Below are 15,351 nucleotides of genomic sequence, written 5' to 3' on the forward strand. Positions count from 1 at the left end.
TCTGCTGACTGTCCAAATTTTGGGGGTCACTACAGCCATCTCTATCGGGGTCAAATCCACCGCTCCTAACGGTAACGAAATGACATTAGGGATGAGACTCGTGATGCCCAGTTTGCGACTGACATCAATCACATTTTTAATGCCCACTTTTTGGCCCAGAACAATTGCAGGGACATTCCGGGATTGAGCCAATGCTGTACGAATGGACATCGATCCACGAAACGTACGGTCGTAATTTTGGAGTTTGTATCGCTCCAAACCCCCATCATTGAAGCTAACGGGAGAGTCTTTAATACTGGAGTCAGGAGTATATTTACCCGTGGCAAATGCGGTATATATAGACAAACGGTTTAAACGCTGAGCCTGGTTGACGGTAGGCTTGGGTTGCCCGGTTAAACTCACTTTTCTCGCTATCAACACCCCCCACAATTGCTTTAATGAAATGGGTACGGGTGATAGGCGACTAACGCCATCTGATCAGCGGCGTGGGAATAGTATTGATGATTCCTGTGAATGGTCTGCTCCGCAATCTGCTGCATTTTCCAGTCCAGGGCGGTCTGTACTCGCAGGCCCCCTCTCACGAGAGCCTCCCGACCAAAGCGTTGGGTTAGCTCCTGAACAACGGTATTGGTGACATCTGGGGCTTGACTGCGCTGAAAGGAGGTAATCTCTCCTAGGGCAATTTCTTCAGCTTGTGCCGCTTCTGCTTCATCTGGGGTAATCCACTTCAACTCCAATAGCCGATTCAGAACAATGTTCTGTCGTTCTTTAGCAACCTCAAAATCCACGAAAGGGCTGTAGCTTTCTGGGGCTTGAATAATACCCGCCATCATCGCGGATTCACCGAGGGTGAGTTGCTCAGCAGATTTTTTGAAGTAACTGCGGGCTGCTGTTTCTACTCCATAGGTGTTATGGCCCCAATACACCTGATTTAGGTATAGCTCCAAGAGTTCATCTTTACTGAGGAGCTGCTCGATTCTCAAGGCGAGAACCGCCTCAGCAAGTTTCCGACTCAAGGTTCTATCTGGGGTTAGATAGAGATTCTTCACGAGTTGCATACTCAGGGTTGAAGCTCCCTGTACCGTTTGACCCGCTTGGTAATTCGTTAATGCGGCTCTCAAGATACCGAGGGGATTAATCCCGTCATGATGGTAGAAGTTGCTGTCTTCGATGGCTAGAACAGAGAGTTTGAGGTGAGGAGAGATTTTATCTAAAGGCACGACCTGGCGATTTTCTTCCTCATGCAGTCCCGTCAGTAGCTTCCCATTGATGTCATAGATGTAAGTGGTTTCGTTGGGAGCATAGGCCGCTAACGACCGCACATCCGGCAGATCGCGGTAGCTAATGGCCATTCCCATGAGCGCCCCAGCGACACTAGCACTCCCCAGGAGGGTCAGTGTCATCATCATTGTCCAGGTAACTCGGCCTATCCCCAGTAAAAAGGCAGAGGCAGTGGATTGAGTGTGAAGGTCAGAATGAGTGGCAGCACTAGAAGTCATGACGATAGGAAGAGGATGACCTTCACACACCCAAGGGGGTATGAGGCCACTATAAGGAAGTGACTAAAAAGCTTTCTATATCTGGAGACTACCCATTTTTATGAGAAGGTTTTCCTCAGTAATTCGCACTGCAAAATAACTCAACAAAATGTGGATTCAATGTGGTACTTAGCAATCCAGGACTTTTGAGGGTATATAAGTTGTGATTCTAATAAATTGCAAAACTGCTGCAATTCATCAGCCTTGGTATAATCCTAATTATCGCCCTTGGTCCCATACCCATGCCCATACCTATGGTCACTCCCCTGACGGCCCAAGTCCGTCCCTTCTGCTCCCAAGCTCCTAGACGAGACGGTATTCCCCAAGAAAGCACCGGAGGGTACTCAGCCACCCAAGCGGGAATCTGTTCATGAGGAACTTGGAGGAATACGCCGGAGTTCTAGGCGAACTTCCCGGTCAGCTAGACCAAAGCAAGTACTTCAGTCAGCGTCCCCAGAAACCCTCTAGGTCAGCAGAAATCACAGGTTCCTTTACCAGTGCTTGCGAGGTGACGACATGATCAGCAAAGAAGTCCTTTCCGCCCCACAAATCGGCCCAAAAATTCATAAGTCTTCAGGCTTACGCTGAACAAAAGTCCCGATACCTCGCTGAATCGGTAACGTATCCAAAACATCCAACTGGGCACAATAGGCCACATCCGCCTGTCCTCGCATTTTCAACAGCCGCTGACCATGACTGGCACTCATCAACAACTCCGGCAACTGGTCTTGCCACTGCCGAAATAACGCAACTGCAGCAATAGCCTCGTCATTCCCCGTTAGTTCGGCCAAAGGTGTTTTCTCAGCTATTAAAATGCCATCAATAACTGCACCAGCACAAACCGTATCTTCTAAGGAGTAACTACCTTGCCAGCCGGAGCCCACCAGCCAAACCGTCCCCGGTCGCTTGGTGGCGAGATAGTTGACAACGGCCTGACGGTTGGTCAGAGAGGCCATAATCACATTAGACGCATTGCAGACACTTTCAGAACATCGTGTTCCATTCGTTGTACTTAAAAATAGTTGACGTCCTTCCGTATTTTCAGGGGTAAACGCCAAAGGAGAGTTTCCAAATTCACAGGCTTCGACTTTTTGGCCGCCTCGTTCGCCAGCCCGAATCCGTTTGTCTTCTTCTATCCCTTCACTGGCTTCTAATAAAGGTTCGATATCACGAAACACCCTGACTGCTTCTGCTCCTGCATCAATCGCTGCGGCAATGGTACTGCTAGCTCTGAGCACATCAATTACGGCGGCACAGCCGGGGAGACAATCGCTGGGAACCTCTTCGGGGGTATGGTAAACGAATAATTTCACGGGATAAATATGGCCAATATCTTTATTTTCTATCGAGTTTTATTTTATGAGGCTAAGTCGCTACTGCAGTAGTGACTTATAGATTCTTGCTAGCTATCTTAAGAATCTTGTCTCTCAAGCGTTTTAAGCATTATTGCTTAGGTATAAATGCTACTCTGATTTGGAGCGGATCCAAAGATGCCTGCATTTATGAGTACTCTGAACAATCATCAGCAATCAATTTTGGTAGCTGATGACGAAGTACCTATTCGTCGGATTTTAGGTACACGCCTATCCAAAATAGGTTACCAAGTCTACACCGCTGCTGATGGAGTGGAAGCACTCGATGTCTTCTATGATCAATGTCCCGACCTGATTATCTTAGATGTAATGATGCCCAAGCTCGATGGTTATGGGGTCTGTCAAGCAGTTCGCAAGACATCGAGAGTTCCGATTATTATGCTGACTGCATTGTCGGAAGTCAAAGATCGCATTACTGGCCTGGAAATGGGTGCTGATGATTATATGGTCAAGCCCTTTTCACCGAAGGAATTAGAATCCCGTGTGCGATGTATCCTAAGACGATTGAGTCCTCTTAAAGCTTTCAATCATCAAATGACGGGTGTGATTGAAATCGGTTCAGTACAAATTGACACCGACAAGCGGCAGGTTTTCCGAGACCATGAGCGAGTCTTCCTGACTTATAAAGAGTTCAACCTCCTAGCATTATTGGCGAGTCGTCCTGGAGAAACCGTTTCTCGTCAAGAGCTGTTACAGAAGGTATGGGAGTATAACAAAGATTCCATCGTTGATACGCGAACTGTCGATGTTCACATGTCTCGTCTGCGTCAAAAACTCAAGGAGAAACTAGGAGAAACTATTCTGATTCATACGGTTCGTGGAGTGGGTTTTACATTGAAACATGGTGAGAGCGGGCCACTATAGAGAATTTCATCAAGTAGTAGACCATTAAAGGTGAGTTAGTACCCCTAAGTTAGGAAGCTTTCTATGCAAGCTAATGAATCCATATCAATAAATCTCTTTTTCCCTGCTTTTGTTGCAGCAATTCTCCTCATTATTTTCTTACTTAGCCGTTCAGTCCTGCAACAGCAAACGATTACGCAGGAGCTGGAGGAAAATCAAAGCACAATTTCATCCATAACTGATCAGATTCAAACCTTGGCGGATGCACGAGAACGATGGGTTGAGACAATACAAAAAGCCCAGGAAAATCTAGTCCTAATGTTTTTGGAATTGGAAGAAACCAAAGAGAAGGTAGGGCTCTTGCCCTACGCTGAAGGAGATTTACCAAAATTATTAGAAGCGGCCAAAGAGCAACTTACAAAACCTATCGAACACCAAAACAAATGATTAAGTTTGTATGGCGAATGGTCTATCGGTGAATTTTGAGTGATTTGGCAGCCTGTCGCATTAATGCTCAAAGTGAATGGGCTTCCAGAGCAGTCTGATGGATGATACCTACAAGTTGCCCAAAAACTTGAAACTAGGACATTGGAGTGCAATCATCTCTGCCATAGTTTTTGGGCCAAGGTGTGCAGCATCCATGACAACTTGGGGATCAGGCCATTGATGTTCTATATCGTTGATCTCACATCCATACGATGGCAAGGAAGTTCCATCCCAAAGAATTCCCCTAAGGTTGAGCTTTTGCAAGTGGATACAATTCTGGCAAGATTTTCTGAGTTGGCTTGGGGAGTCTGGCATTTACAACTGCCTCAACATAACTAATGCTATTTATGAAAATACGTGGGCAAGAAAGTCCTTCTCTTTCCCACACATATCATAATAGTTAGAAAAACAGCTAGTGGCTTTTTAAAGTAGCTATCTAGAGGACAATTGACCTTTGCCTTCATTAAGCCTTATTCAATTTGCCACCTCAAAGAAAAAACCTTGCTCAGCAATTGAATCAGCAACGACAGCATCCGGATTTAAGGGAATTTCTTTCTGCTGGATGACCAGTTCACCTGTTTCTGTGTCAAATATCAAGCGTTGATCGTCAGAACTGGCATCTTCTCTTGAAAGATTTTTCAAGTATTGTTGAACATCTTGTGTGTCAGCTTGGCTTGCTTGAGTATCAGCACTAGCCTCATCGTCATCAACTTCTTCAAGTTGCAGTGGAATATCTAGTGAGTCAGCCTGATTTACCTGAATGTCAGAACTAGCCTCATCGTCAAGCAGTAGTTGAGCTTCTTCAACTTGTTGTGTATCTTGCGTATCAACTTGGCTTACTTGAGTATCTTCATTAGCTTCATCGTCATCAACATCATCAAGTTGTGATTGAGTATCCTTCGTATCATCCAGATTTGCCTGAGTATCTGCACTAGCAATATCATCATCAAAATCTTCAATTTGTGTAGGAGTATCTAGTGAGGCAGCCTGATTTACCAGAGTACCTTCACTAATCTCATCATCAGGCTGTAGTTGAGCTTCTTCAGCTTGTTGAGTACCTTGCGTATCAACTTGGCTTACTTGAGTATCTTCATCAGCTTCATCGCCATCAACATCATCAAGTTGTAATTGAGTATCCTTCGTGTCATTCAGATTTGCTTGAGTATCTTCACTAGCTTCAACTTCGTTGTCATCAACATCTTCAGGTTGCGGTGGAACTTCTTCAGGTTGATAAATCTCTTCAGAGTTTGTCATAACATCTATTTTCTTGAGTCTGCACTATAAAAGCACATTAGCTATCTTAAAAGACTAGTATTTTTATAACTTAGCTAGGGTATATCCTAAACAAATTTTAATGAGGATTGAAATATATTTTTCCTTGACAATTGGTATTATAAGTCCTTTGTATAGCTGCTATTAGCCAGGATAGATTTCACCGAAATCTTACCAGAGTTATATATTTTTTGCATATAATTTAATTAGCCAATATCAGCTTCTAATTCGGGTGTTTATATGGGACTCATTGACATTTAGCTATTTCATTTGCTCATTGAGGGAGCCTGAACCTGGTGTAATAATTTTATCTAATATAATCCATAACTTTTTACGAAGATTATAGACTTTTCTTGCAATTCTAAGAACCGCAAGAAAAGTCATGTATTCTAGACTTTGTTAAAACTTTAGTTAATTAGTTCTACTAATCACTTCTAGATATATTTTCTTTGCTTCTTATCGTTACTACAAAGTTTATAGAACAATCCCTTAAAATGCTTTGATTGGGCTGTATTGGCTATGTTAAGTTTTGGGATTTATATCTAGAATTTTGATTTTATCCAGTTGGGAGTTTTTAATATGCCCTTGCCTTTATTAGAGTACAACTTGACATCTCAAAATCAGCGTGTTGATGGTTTTGAAGTCCCAAGCGATGAACAAAAAACATTCAGTTCAGGGAAACTTACTACCCCTACTGAAATTGCGACCATCATTGATGCTGCCTACTTGCAAATCTTCCATGAGCAACAGATGCTAACGGCTAACCGTCAGGCGACCCTGGAATCCCAACTCAAAGCCGGGCAGATTACCGTCAAGGATTTTATCCGGGGTTTGATTTTATCAGATTCCTTTCGACGGCTGAATTATGATGCCAACAACAACTATCGCTTTGTTGAGCTTTGCTTCCAGCGGGTGTTAGGCCGCCAGGTTTATAACGAAAGAGAAACCCTGGCTTGGTCAATTGTTCTAGCTACGAAAGGGCTTCAAGGCTTTATCGATGAACTGCTCAATACCGATGAATATTTGGAAACTTTTGGGGAAGATACAGTTCCGTATCAACGCCGTCGAATTCTCCCTAAGCAGGAGATCGGTGAGTTAACCTTTGCTCACGTCACTCGTTATGGTGAAGATTATCGGAATAAACTTGCCCGTTACAGCCGCTCTTCTGAATTTCGAACCTTGGATGTCCGCTCTGAGAAGGTTTCCCTATTTTTGACAACATTGGTTATCGTCGTGCTACTAGGCATTTTATTAACGCTCCTGAATGCAGCCCCTATTAGTTAGCGTTCGGGATTTATTTATAGGAAGTATTGTAAGTGATTCACTACAATACTTCCTATTCTGGTGTTCAAGGTTAATGTCCAATACTGGAAATTCAGAGTTCTATCTTCGGTCAGACTGTCAAAGAGAACCTCTTTGAAGAGAATGATAGTCTCCAAAGAGGTCTGTCAATTTATTAAGTCGTTATTCCAACAGTATTGCTTGTGAAAGAATCACTTCAAAATAGTTGCTGATTTCCTCAAAACATCAAACAGTGATAAATCAGAATCTTACGCAGGAGACACATTAAGTACTTTGCTACCTTTTTGGTTGAATCGCTTCAGGGCAGAAGAGAGTTGTTCATAGGGAATAAGATATTCACTGATGCTTGCTCTCACCTTGGCTGTCCTTGCTAAGGATGATTTGGTCACACGTACTCTATATAGCTTCTGCCGATTCCCCCCAACCGTTCCAACGACACCCTTAGTACCAGATGAATAATCACTCGCTGGACGGATACGGACAATTTTGCCACCCAAACGTGTAATCCGCTGTGTTTCTGCATTCATCCGGCTTAGAGGAACTTGAATCAAAACACTACTGTTTCGAAATTGATGATTTCGATTCTGGGTTTCACTGTTTTGTCGTAAACCGGTTACTTCATATATGAAAGTTTGGCGAGATTGCCCTAACATTATGTTTCTAACTCCTATTTCGCAACAGTAATGCTTGCAACCTTACCACCCAACTTATTGATCTGTTTCAGGGTGTTATTGAGTTGATTGTAAGGAACAATAAATTCCCGATTGCTCCTTCTCACCTTCGGATATCGAGGTAGACTAATGCCAGAAACCTCAATCCGATATAGACGGGCAGTAGAAGATTCAGACGAGCGTCCAAACGCTAGATTTGGGGTCGTTCCTTGTTTAGAAGACTGATATCCCCAGCCGTCGCACCCGCCAGAGGGTGCGATTACTGCAGAAGCGGAATTAGTAGCAAGTTGGCCAGCCAAGCGAGACGCTGCACCCGCTAATTGAGCGCGGTCGCTATTGGCATATCCACGGTATAGATTGAACAGGCGGGTAAATCCAACCGTTTGCTGACCGACACCTGTGGTCACCAAATCGCGGTAGTAAGGAACGATGGAATCACCAAAACTCGCATCATATTCCTTGGAGTCAATATAAGAATCAATATCTGCCTCATATCCCTCATTTTGGTAACGATCGAGATGTTCAATCACCTCTGCTTCACTATAGGGTGCTCGCCCTAAGAGGTGCTTGAAGTTTAATTCAATGACTCTCGTATGAAAATGAGGGTAGAGAAATTTGGACTTATATAATTCTGATTTAGCAACTGCACGAACAAAATCTTTAACCGTTAAAAGACCGTTGGCAAATTGAGACTCAAGCCCGCTGAGTCGCTCCGCTTCCATTAAATGGTCGTTTCCTAACACCTGGCGGTAAACCGCATTAATGGTCATCTCAGCATCTTTCTGTGACCAGTTGGGACGAAGCTCCGTAGGTGGCGTTTCATCGAATACTGATGTACCCAGTCGAGATGCTGATGTCGTTATTGCCACAAGTAACTCTCCTTTGACACTCGTGTATCGCTTATGTTTTTGGTCGCTGGAAATTCAATTAAGTGATAGTAATAAGTATCAATCACCTGGTTCTTTTAGATGAATACTAAAATAATGTCGGCAAGGCGTGAATATAAAAAGACTCAAGGAGGTGCCAAAAACACTATCTAGCAAATACACCAACCCAGGGCTGTTTCAAATTTTTAGAGATACTTTGAAGAACTGGAAAATCTTGAGAGGCAAACGTGCAATTTGAGGATCTGAGTATTAATAACCTTAGTTACTAAGTTCTCTGTGCAATTTGAAACAGCTTAGAGCCATAACACTAGATTCAATCGATAGCCTTACCAAAGGCAAACCAATATGTCCAAAACTTTGTTGGGGTTGATTAATACGAATGACGTATTTCCAATCTCCTTACCTATTTGAAGGAGATAAACCCAAAATAGCAACAGCTCAACTGTTATTCCAGCCGATAAACCAGAGCAGTGCCATTTTGGGTTATCAAAGCTTCTACATCTAGCTCAGTGCATTAATCGCATAGTCAATATACGAGTTGGCTTCAACTGCCGAGTCACCACTTAAGCCATGGTTTGCTTTAATGTGCTTCAGAGCCTCAACATACCAGCTTGGCGATAAATCAAACGTTCTATTGATCTCAGCTAAACCATTAATTAAATAGTCATCCAAGGGACCTGTGCCACCTGCGATTAAGCAATAGCTGATAATCCGTAGATAATAGCCAATATCTCTAACACACTTGGCTTTTCCCTCTGGTGTTGAGGCGTAATTGCTCCCCGTCATTTGAGTGGTGTAGGGAAACTTCTGATACACAGCATTGGCTGCACCATCAGCCAAACTATCTGCTTTGGAATTTAAAGTTTTCGCTGCATCCAGACTTGCAGCTGCCTGACGGAAGCGACCAAAGGCGACTTGCAATTCTGTCGAACTTAAAAACCGTCCTTGAGAATCTGCAGATGAGACGGCTTCAATCAAAGGGGTTTGCATGTTTATTTTCCTCTAAAGAATTTAGCAAAAGGAGGCAAAAATATATAAGTACAGAAAAATGAAGGACTGAATTTCTTCCTAGATTTAACCCACAGCAGAGGAAGCTAAATCAAAATAGCTACCTATTTCAGCCATAAGATTACTGCAATCACCTTGAGTAATCCCTTTAGGATCATTGGCTATTTCGATAGCTGCTTCTTTCATCTTCTGAACACCCGCAGCGACTGAACCGCCAGGAACGCCAAGAGCTGAGTATGTCTCACGTAGGCCATTGAGGCAACGGTCATTCAGGACACTGGCATCGCCAGTATAGACAGCATAGGTAACATAGCGGAGGATGATTTCCATGTCACGTAAACAAGCAGCCATCCGACGAGAAGTGTAGGCATTTCCACCGGGTGCACACAATTGGGGTTGATCAGCAAATAGGGCTCTTGCTGCATTGGCTACAATCGTCGATGCGTTGCCTGTGATTCGGTTGACAGCATCAATACGCTTATTAGCATCAGCCACCATTGCTTTGAGAGCATCTACCTCTGCATCGCTGACGTAAGCTCCTCTTGTGTCAGCCTGAGAGACTACTTTAGTAAAAGCATCTAGCATTCTGGTATCTCCTAAATTTTGTAATTCCGAATGAATTCAATTTTGTTGTAAAGAACAATCATTGAACAAAAAACAACCAGTTTTAACGCCCTGTTGCTATGGAGACAATGAAGCTAGAAAGTAGTTAACCTTAAAAATATCATTTGATTAAGATGCCTTGCTTTCTGGCGAATCTATTGACTCATAGTCAGTTGTGTTAATCAGAACTGGAAGACAAACTTCCAATATAAAGATTCATTTTGTCAGCATTTGATGCATTGATCAATGAATCTTAGAAAACACGCATCCTGAAATATTTGGAAATTGAGTCTTTATGCTTTTTGAACTCCCTTTATAATTAAACCAATGTAATTGTGCAAAAATTGTGCAATCGGTCTAATTCAGTCAAATAAACTATGTTTGCTATAGATTCTATTGACTGAGAAGCTTCTATACCTTGTTTCAGTAGAGGGCGCAGCTAAGAGATGAGAAAGACTGTCCTCTAATTCTTCAGAACGAGAACTATGGCAAGCATAATAAAAACCCAGAAGAGTTAATATTCACCACCGATGAGGTGCCTATTTCCCTTCTGGGTTTTCAATTGCTAGAGGAGGGTGGCAGCAATTTTAATCGTTAGACCACGATGGGCTAGCTAAGTGCATTGATGGCATAGTCAATATACGAGTTGGCTTCAACAGCCCCATCACCACTTAAGCCATGGTTTGCTTTGATATATTTCAGCGCTTCAACATACCAACTGGGTGACAAGTCAAAGGTGCGGTTGATCTCTGCCAGTCCGCTCACTAAATAGTCATCCATGGGACCTGTCCCACCCACCACACAGCAGTAGGTGATCATGCGCAGGTAATACCCTATATCGCGCACACACTTGTCTTTGCCCCGCTGAGTGGAAGCATAGTTATTTCCCTGTAATGAAGTTGTGTAGGGAAACTTCTTGTATACGGCATCAGCGGCTTGAGAAGCCAGGCTATCTGCTTTCTCGCTCAATGCTCTTGCGGCTTGTAAGCCCGTCGATGCTTGACGAAAACGTCCAAAAGCAACCTGGAGTTCTGTTGAGCTGAGGAACTTTCCTTGGGAATCGGCTGAAGCTAGGGCCTCAGTCAAAGGGGTTTTCATTTCTAAATTTCTCCTAATTACCGATATCTAAATGGGGCGCGATGGATGGCTATTTCTAACGAGGCCCGTTAGCCTACGGCGCGTGCCGCTAAGTCGAAGTAGTCGCTGACTTCTGAAATCAAGCTGGAACAATCTCCTTGAGTGACGCCATTAGGGTCACTCGCAATTTCTAATGCTGCATCTCGCATCTTGCTGACGCTCAGGGACATCGACTTGGTTGGGACACCCAGTGTTTGATAGGTTTGCTTGAGGCCGTTCAAACAGCGATCTTCAAGAATGCTGGCATCACCGGCAAAGATGGCGTAAGTCACATAACGCAGAATAATTTCCATGTCTCGTAAGCAAGCGGCCATCCGACGATGGGTGTATGCATTACCACCCGGCTGGATGAGTGAAGGCTGCTCCTCGAACAAATCACGCGCCGCATTCGCAACGATGGTAGACGCATTACTCGTGATTCGATTGACGACATCCATCCGCTTATTGCCATCCGAGACGACAGCTTGCAGGGCTGCGATCTGGGAATCACTCAGAAAATCCCCTCGGGCGTCTGCTTGTGAAACTACTTTCGCAAATGCATCATACATAGTTCTATTGGAATCTCCATAAATGTCATAAATGCGCTTTATTTCATGTGTGTCTTAGTACTGAAATAAGCTAAGAATTTCAATAATCTTGACCTTAAACTGCAAATTGATGAACAATTTGAGAAGGTAGCCAGAAAGATTATCCAACTTAGAGAAACATCCTTCAGCGAGAACAGCGCAAAAATTTACGGAATTTTATAATATTTACAAAGTTATGGATTTGTGAGATTTTCTGCTATGAAGCTAGAGCTAACACACCATTTGGGTGGTGCTCAAGCGGGTAACCATAGAAGTGAGCTTGGCCTAAACTCTCTAGGGCTTCAGGGTATAACCTACCCCGTGTACGGTATGAATTAGTTTGGGGTTGCCGCTGCTATCCCCAAGTTTGCGACGTAAGTGTGAGATATGAATATCAACGACCTGAGTGTCAACGTTAGCCTCATGGCTATATCCCCATACTTTATGCAAAAACTCTGACCGCGAAATAGGTTCTCCTGGATGGGTCGCTAACAATTCCAATACACTAAATTCCATATGGGTAAGGGAAATACGGCTACGTCCCTTGAAAACCTGTCTTTTGTTGGTATCGACTGTTATTGAACCAAATCGAATGACACCATTACTTTGATGATGAAAAGGAAGAGGTTTTGTAGTCTCCATTCGGCGAAGAATAGACCTAACACGCGATTCCAGCTCCTTCAATGAAAATGGCTTAACGACATAATCATCGGCACCCATTTCTAAGCCAGTAATTCGGTCAACGACATCGGAAAGCGCAGTTAGCATAATAATGGGGACTCTTGATGCCTTGCGAACTGCTTGACAGACCCCGTAACCGTCCAACTTAGGCATCATCACATCTAAGATAATCAGGTCAGGACGTTGATCATAGAAGACATCGAGTGCTTCCACCCCATCAGCAGCGGTGTAAACTTGGTAACCTATTTTGGAAAGGCGTGTGCTTAAAACTCGTCGAATGCTGGCTTCGTCATCCACGACCAAAATGGCAGGCGGATGACTCCTCATACTATTCATTAATTCTATGTTCGGATTAATCGCGTCTCAGATAAAACAGAATATTCAGTAAGCAAGAATCATTGATAGATGCAATGTCTGGGCAGTTTAATGATGCAATCCACATGAAGCGACAGGATTATTTCCCTGTTGGCACCATTCAATATCAATGATGGCTGCTACGATAAACAAACGGCTGTATATCAAGCGTTATGATTCTCACAAATGTGTATTAAAGACCATTTGGTAAGATAAGTGAATCATATCCATGGTGAGGGTTGTCATTGAGACAACCCTACTTTACTTCTCTTTGTCTCTAGCCTGAATTGTGTTTGCAGATCATTAGTCAACTCAAGACTAAGACCCAATCACAAAGGAAGCAATTATCACACCACTCAGTGCGCCAAAACCAATTAGAATTGCCGCTATAAGGCCAGTATAGCTACCGGATTCCTCTGAAGAAGAGCTAGCTGAGCTAGTTACTCGACTGGGTGTACTGGGGCGACTAGTGTTGGAACGACTGGGTGCACTAGAGCGGCTTGGTGCACTGGAGCGACTCGGCGGGCTTGAACGACGAGCAACGCCCGAAGACCGACTAGTTCTGGCAATACTATCCCGAAATTCCTCACCAAAACGAGTGACGTGAGCAAAGGTTAACTCACCGATCTCCTGCTGAGGGAGAATTCGACGGCGTTGATACGGAACTGTATCTTCCCCAAAAGTTTCCAAATACTCATCGGTATTAAGCAGCTCATCGATAAAGCCTTGAAGCCCTTTCGTAGCTAGCACAATCGACCAAGCGAGAGTTTCTCTTTCGTTATAAACTTGGCGGCCTAACACCCGCTGGAAGCAAAGCTCAATAAAACGATAGTTGTTGTTGGCATCATAATTCAGCCGCCGGAAGGAATCAGATAAGATCAAACCCCGGATAAAATCCTTGACGGTAATCTGCCTGGCTTTGAGTTGGGATTCCAGGGTCGCCTGACGGTTAGCCACTAGCATCTGTTGCTCATGGAAGATTTGCAGGTAGGCGGCATCAATGATGGTCGCAATTTCGTTAGGGGAAGGGAGATTCTCAGTCGTAAAGATCCTTGGCTGTTCATCACCCGGTACTTCAAAACCAGCTACACGCTGATTTTGAGACATAGGGGTGTACTCCAATAAAGGCAGAGACATATGTAAAACTCCTTGACTAAAAAATGGCCAAAGTACTGTGTAAATTGATAAATTCCAATCAAATGGCAATAGTAGAAGGCCGCTCGATATTTGAATATTGCTAGAACTTCCTTCTAGGATCTAATGATTCATCGTACTACTGAAGCGGCACCTTAGCTGACGTCTAGCTTGGAAAGTAGAAATTTGCAATATTTACTAGAGGTTAAAATACTCTGAATGGTCTAACTTCTGATAATAGCCTTTTAGCCTCTATATAGAGATTAGATTCTCCCGTATCTTCTCATGTTTTTTAATTAACATAGGTATTCAAACCTGACTGGGTTAAGATTACATTCTGGATGTGCAGTACTCATGGGTCCATCTGCAGAATCTTTACTTAAAAATTGAAGCATGATGAGTTTATATGCTTGAGCCTCAGATTAGGAAAACGGTAGAAAGACAGGTTAATGATAAAAAATGAATATAATTCCATGTTCAATCTAGTAGGGGTTGATTCCCCGCTGCTTGCAGCGAAGAAATGGAATTGCGATCCAAATCTACGGTTTGCTATCAAGTCGTATTTCATACCCCGTCTGCTTGCAGCGAGGTAGTTGATTAGACTGTATAATCATTCACTCGATAGGTGTTTGAGTACTGCAATCTTACTTACTTGGTATCCATAAAGATTTATGAGGCGAGATTTGTCCTTCCTTCAGTCAAAGTAGCCAGTATCTAAAAGAATCCAAGCAGTTTAATCCTTTCATTAATTATAGAAATCGAACTGTTTTGACAGATAAATGAATATTTTTAACTACTTATTTAGAATCATGCATTAATTCCAATACCTTGGTGAGTTAAGCATTCGATGCAAGAACTTATCTTCGGTCTAAAGATATCCATGATAGATTTTCAATCATAAAGATACCTATCGATTGGGCGGCTTAACGGAGTTGTGAGTCGCCTTTTCCTTGCAGGGGATAATCCGAATTTGACCTGTCCCTGAAAAAGTGGATAGGTAGTTTATAATGCTGACGCTTGTTCATCGCTTTAACGCCGTCAAAGTGTTTAGAGACTCATGACTCCTAGATGTCCAGCCGCCTCCACCTTGACCTTCAATGTTGGGTACTGTCAGTTTTATCCTCACTTGTTTACAGATGTCAAAGTTCCTTGGTCCCCCTCAGACCTCGAACAAAGAAAGACTCGACTGGATCTTGCAAGTGCTATCGGGATATCCACTCACTCTGAGTCATTGATGAGATAGGAGACCTCAAAAAGGACACACAGCCTGATTACGTCCAACACCGGCATCCTGGCAATTGAGGCAAAGTTGGCAATGGTATCGTTGCAGTCACTGCTACCGACGTTGAGGAAAAATGACATTGCCCTTCATGTTCCGAGTGTACCAACCCAAAAGTCGCATCAAAACTGAAGATGTTTATCAAAGCAAACCTGAAATTTCGGGTTCGATGATTGATGACCTCACTGTAAGCCCTGTCAGCTAAATTTATTTTGTT

The 15,351-nt window shown here is 43.3% G+C and carries 14 protein-coding genes and 3 pseudogenes; 5 read left to right on the top strand and 12 right to left on the bottom strand.

Going from position 1 to position 15,351, the window contains the following annotated elements:
* Nucleotides 1–33 precede the first annotated feature (33 nt).
* Nucleotides 34–1,499, bottom strand: a pseudogene (locus AM1_RS32425) (transglycosylase domain-containing protein); the annotation flags it as partial.
* A 281-nt stretch (nt 1,500–1,780) separates the two neighbouring features.
* Between AM1_RS32425 and AM1_RS44325 the strand changes: the two are divergent.
* Nucleotides 1,781–1,912 (top strand): hypothetical protein, encoded by a 132-nt coding sequence (locus AM1_RS44325; protein ID WP_315897254.1) that lies wholly within the window; start codon nt 1,781–1,783, stop codon nt 1,910–1,912.
* 189 nt (nt 1,913–2,101) lie between these two features.
* Here AM1_RS44325 and AM1_RS32430 read toward each other — a convergent pair whose 3' ends face one another.
* Nucleotides 2,102–2,851 (bottom strand): 2-phosphosulfolactate phosphatase family protein, encoded by a 750-nt coding sequence (locus AM1_RS32430; protein ID WP_012167359.1) that lies wholly within the window; start codon nt 2,849–2,851, stop codon nt 2,102–2,104.
* Nucleotides 2,852–3,028: 177 nt separating this feature from the next.
* Here AM1_RS32430 and rpaB (AM1_RS32435) point away from each other — a divergent pair, with 177 nt between their 5' ends.
* Together rpaB (AM1_RS32435) and AM1_RS32440 are read left to right on the top strand one after the other, a co-directional pair.
* Nucleotides 3,029–3,775, top strand: coding sequence for a response regulator transcription factor RpaB (gene rpaB / locus AM1_RS32435; RefSeq protein ID WP_012167360.1), 747 nt, complete (start codon nt 3,029–3,031; stop codon nt 3,773–3,775).
* A gap of 63 nt (nt 3,776–3,838) precedes the next feature.
* On the top strand, nt 3,839–4,201 hold the full coding sequence (locus AM1_RS32440; RefSeq protein WP_012167361.1) for a hypothetical protein: 363 nt from the start codon (nt 3,839–3,841) through the stop codon (nt 4,199–4,201).
* A 513-nt stretch (nt 4,202–4,714) separates the two neighbouring features.
* Here AM1_RS32440 and AM1_RS32450 read toward each other — a convergent pair.
* A complete protein-coding gene (locus AM1_RS32450) occupies nt 4,715–5,494 on the bottom strand; it encodes a hypothetical protein (protein WP_012167364.1) in 780 nt (259 codons plus the stop codon).
* 597 nt (nt 5,495–6,091) lie between these two features.
* On the opposite strand from AM1_RS32450, the gene AM1_RS32455 reads away from it, so the two are divergent.
* Nucleotides 6,092–6,796: a phycobilisome rod-core linker polypeptide gene (locus AM1_RS32455; RefSeq protein WP_012167366.1), complete on the top strand. Its 705-nt coding sequence runs from the start codon at nt 6,092–6,094 to the stop codon at nt 6,794–6,796.
* 266 nt (nt 6,797–7,062) lie between these two features.
* Here AM1_RS32455 and AM1_RS38290 read toward each other — a convergent pair whose 3' ends face one another.
* The 9 genes and pseudogenes from AM1_RS38290 to AM1_RS32495 all read right to left on the bottom strand — a co-directional run bounded on the left by AM1_RS38290 (nt 7,063) and on the right by AM1_RS32495 (nt 13,858).
* Nucleotides 7,063–7,341 (bottom strand): phycobilisome linker polypeptide, encoded by a 279-nt coding sequence (locus AM1_RS38290; protein ID WP_238549372.1) that lies wholly within the window; start codon nt 7,339–7,341, stop codon nt 7,063–7,065.
* Nucleotides 7,342–7,467, bottom strand: a pseudogene (locus AM1_RS43630) (phycobilisome linker polypeptide); the annotation flags it as partial.
* A gap of 14 nt (nt 7,468–7,481) precedes the next feature.
* Nucleotides 7,482–8,354: a phycobilisome linker polypeptide gene (locus tag AM1_RS32465; protein WP_012167368.1), complete on the bottom strand. Its 873-nt coding sequence runs from the start codon at nt 8,352–8,354 to the stop codon at nt 7,482–7,484.
* A 519-nt stretch (nt 8,355–8,873) separates the two neighbouring features.
* Nucleotides 8,874–9,362, bottom strand: a complete 489-nt coding sequence (cpcA, locus tag AM1_RS32470) for a phycocyanin subunit alpha (RefSeq protein ID WP_012167371.1) — start codon at nt 9,360–9,362, stop codon at nt 8,874–8,876.
* An 84-nt stretch (nt 9,363–9,446) separates the two neighbouring features.
* The gene (locus tag AM1_RS32475) at nt 9,447–9,965 is read right to left on the bottom strand and encodes a phycocyanin subunit beta (RefSeq protein WP_012167372.1); all 519 of its coding nucleotides are present in this window, start codon (nt 9,963–9,965) and stop codon (nt 9,447–9,449) included.
* 627 nt (nt 9,966–10,592) lie between these two features.
* Nucleotides 10,593–11,081, bottom strand: coding sequence for a phycocyanin subunit alpha (gene cpcA / locus AM1_RS32480; RefSeq protein WP_012167373.1), 489 nt, complete (start codon nt 11,079–11,081; stop codon nt 10,593–10,595).
* Between the two features lie 68 nt (nt 11,082–11,149).
* Complete coding sequence (locus tag AM1_RS32485) at nt 11,150–11,668, bottom strand: phycocyanin subunit beta (RefSeq protein ID WP_012167374.1); 519 nt, start codon at nt 11,666–11,668, stop codon at nt 11,150–11,152.
* 312 nt (nt 11,669–11,980) lie between these two features.
* A complete protein-coding gene (rpaB, locus tag AM1_RS32490) occupies nt 11,981–12,694 on the bottom strand; it encodes a response regulator transcription factor RpaB (RefSeq protein ID WP_012167375.1) in 714 nt (237 codons plus the stop codon).
* Nucleotides 12,695–13,039: 345 nt separating this feature from the next.
* On the bottom strand, nt 13,040–13,858 hold the full coding sequence (locus AM1_RS32495; protein WP_012167376.1) for a phycobilisome rod-core linker polypeptide: 819 nt from the start codon (nt 13,856–13,858) through the stop codon (nt 13,040–13,042).
* A 1,054-nt stretch (nt 13,859–14,912) separates the two neighbouring features.
* Here AM1_RS32495 and AM1_RS43635 point away from each other — a divergent pair.
* Nucleotides 14,913–15,318 (top strand): annotated as a pseudogene (locus tag AM1_RS43635) (IS701 family transposase); the annotation flags it as partial.
* Nucleotides 15,319–15,351: the final 33 nt, after the last annotated feature.

Source organism: Acaryochloris marina MBIC11017, assembly GCF_000018105.1.
Classification (GTDB): Bacteria; Cyanobacteriota; Cyanobacteriia; order Thermosynechococcales; family Thermosynechococcaceae; genus Acaryochloris; species Acaryochloris marina.

What these genes read in the sequence shown, in the direction of transcription:
- AM1_RS44325 (WP_315897254.1), top strand. Translation starts at nt 1,781, where the DNA reads ATGCCCATACCTATGGTCACTCCCCTGACGGCCCAAGTCCGTCCCTTC.
- rpaB (WP_012167360.1), top strand. Translation starts at nt 3,029, where the DNA reads ATGCCTGCATTTATGAGTACTCTGAACAATCATCAGCAATCAATTTTG.
- AM1_RS32440 (WP_012167361.1), top strand. Translation starts at nt 3,839, where the DNA reads ATGCAAGCTAATGAATCCATATCAATAAATCTCTTTTTCCCTGCTTTT.
- AM1_RS32450 (WP_012167364.1), bottom strand. Translation starts at nt 5,494, where the DNA reads ATGACAAACTCTGAAGAGATTTATCAACCTGAAGAAGTTCCACCGCAA.
- AM1_RS32455 (WP_012167366.1), top strand. Translation starts at nt 6,092, where the DNA reads ATGCCCTTGCCTTTATTAGAGTACAACTTGACATCTCAAAATCAGCGT.
- AM1_RS38290 (WP_238549372.1), bottom strand. Translation starts at nt 7,341, where the DNA reads ATGAATGCAGAAACACAGCGGATTACACGTTTGGGTGGCAAAATTGTC.
- cpcA (WP_012167371.1), bottom strand. Translation starts at nt 9,362, where the DNA reads ATGCAAACCCCTTTGATTGAAGCCGTCTCATCTGCAGATTCTCAAGGA.
- AM1_RS32475 (WP_012167372.1), bottom strand. Translation starts at nt 9,965, where the DNA reads ATGCTAGATGCTTTTACTAAAGTAGTCTCTCAGGCTGACACAAGAGGA.
- cpcA (WP_012167373.1), bottom strand. Translation starts at nt 11,081, where the DNA reads ATGAAAACCCCTTTGACTGAGGCCCTAGCTTCAGCCGATTCCCAAGGA.
- AM1_RS32485 (WP_012167374.1), bottom strand. Translation starts at nt 11,668, where the DNA reads ATGTATGATGCATTTGCGAAAGTAGTTTCACAAGCAGACGCCCGAGGG.
- rpaB (WP_012167375.1), bottom strand. Translation starts at nt 12,694, where the DNA reads ATGAGGAGTCATCCGCCTGCCATTTTGGTCGTGGATGACGAAGCCAGC.
- AM1_RS32495 (WP_012167376.1), bottom strand. Translation starts at nt 13,858, where the DNA reads ATGTCTCTGCCTTTATTGGAGTACACCCCTATGTCTCAAAATCAGCGT.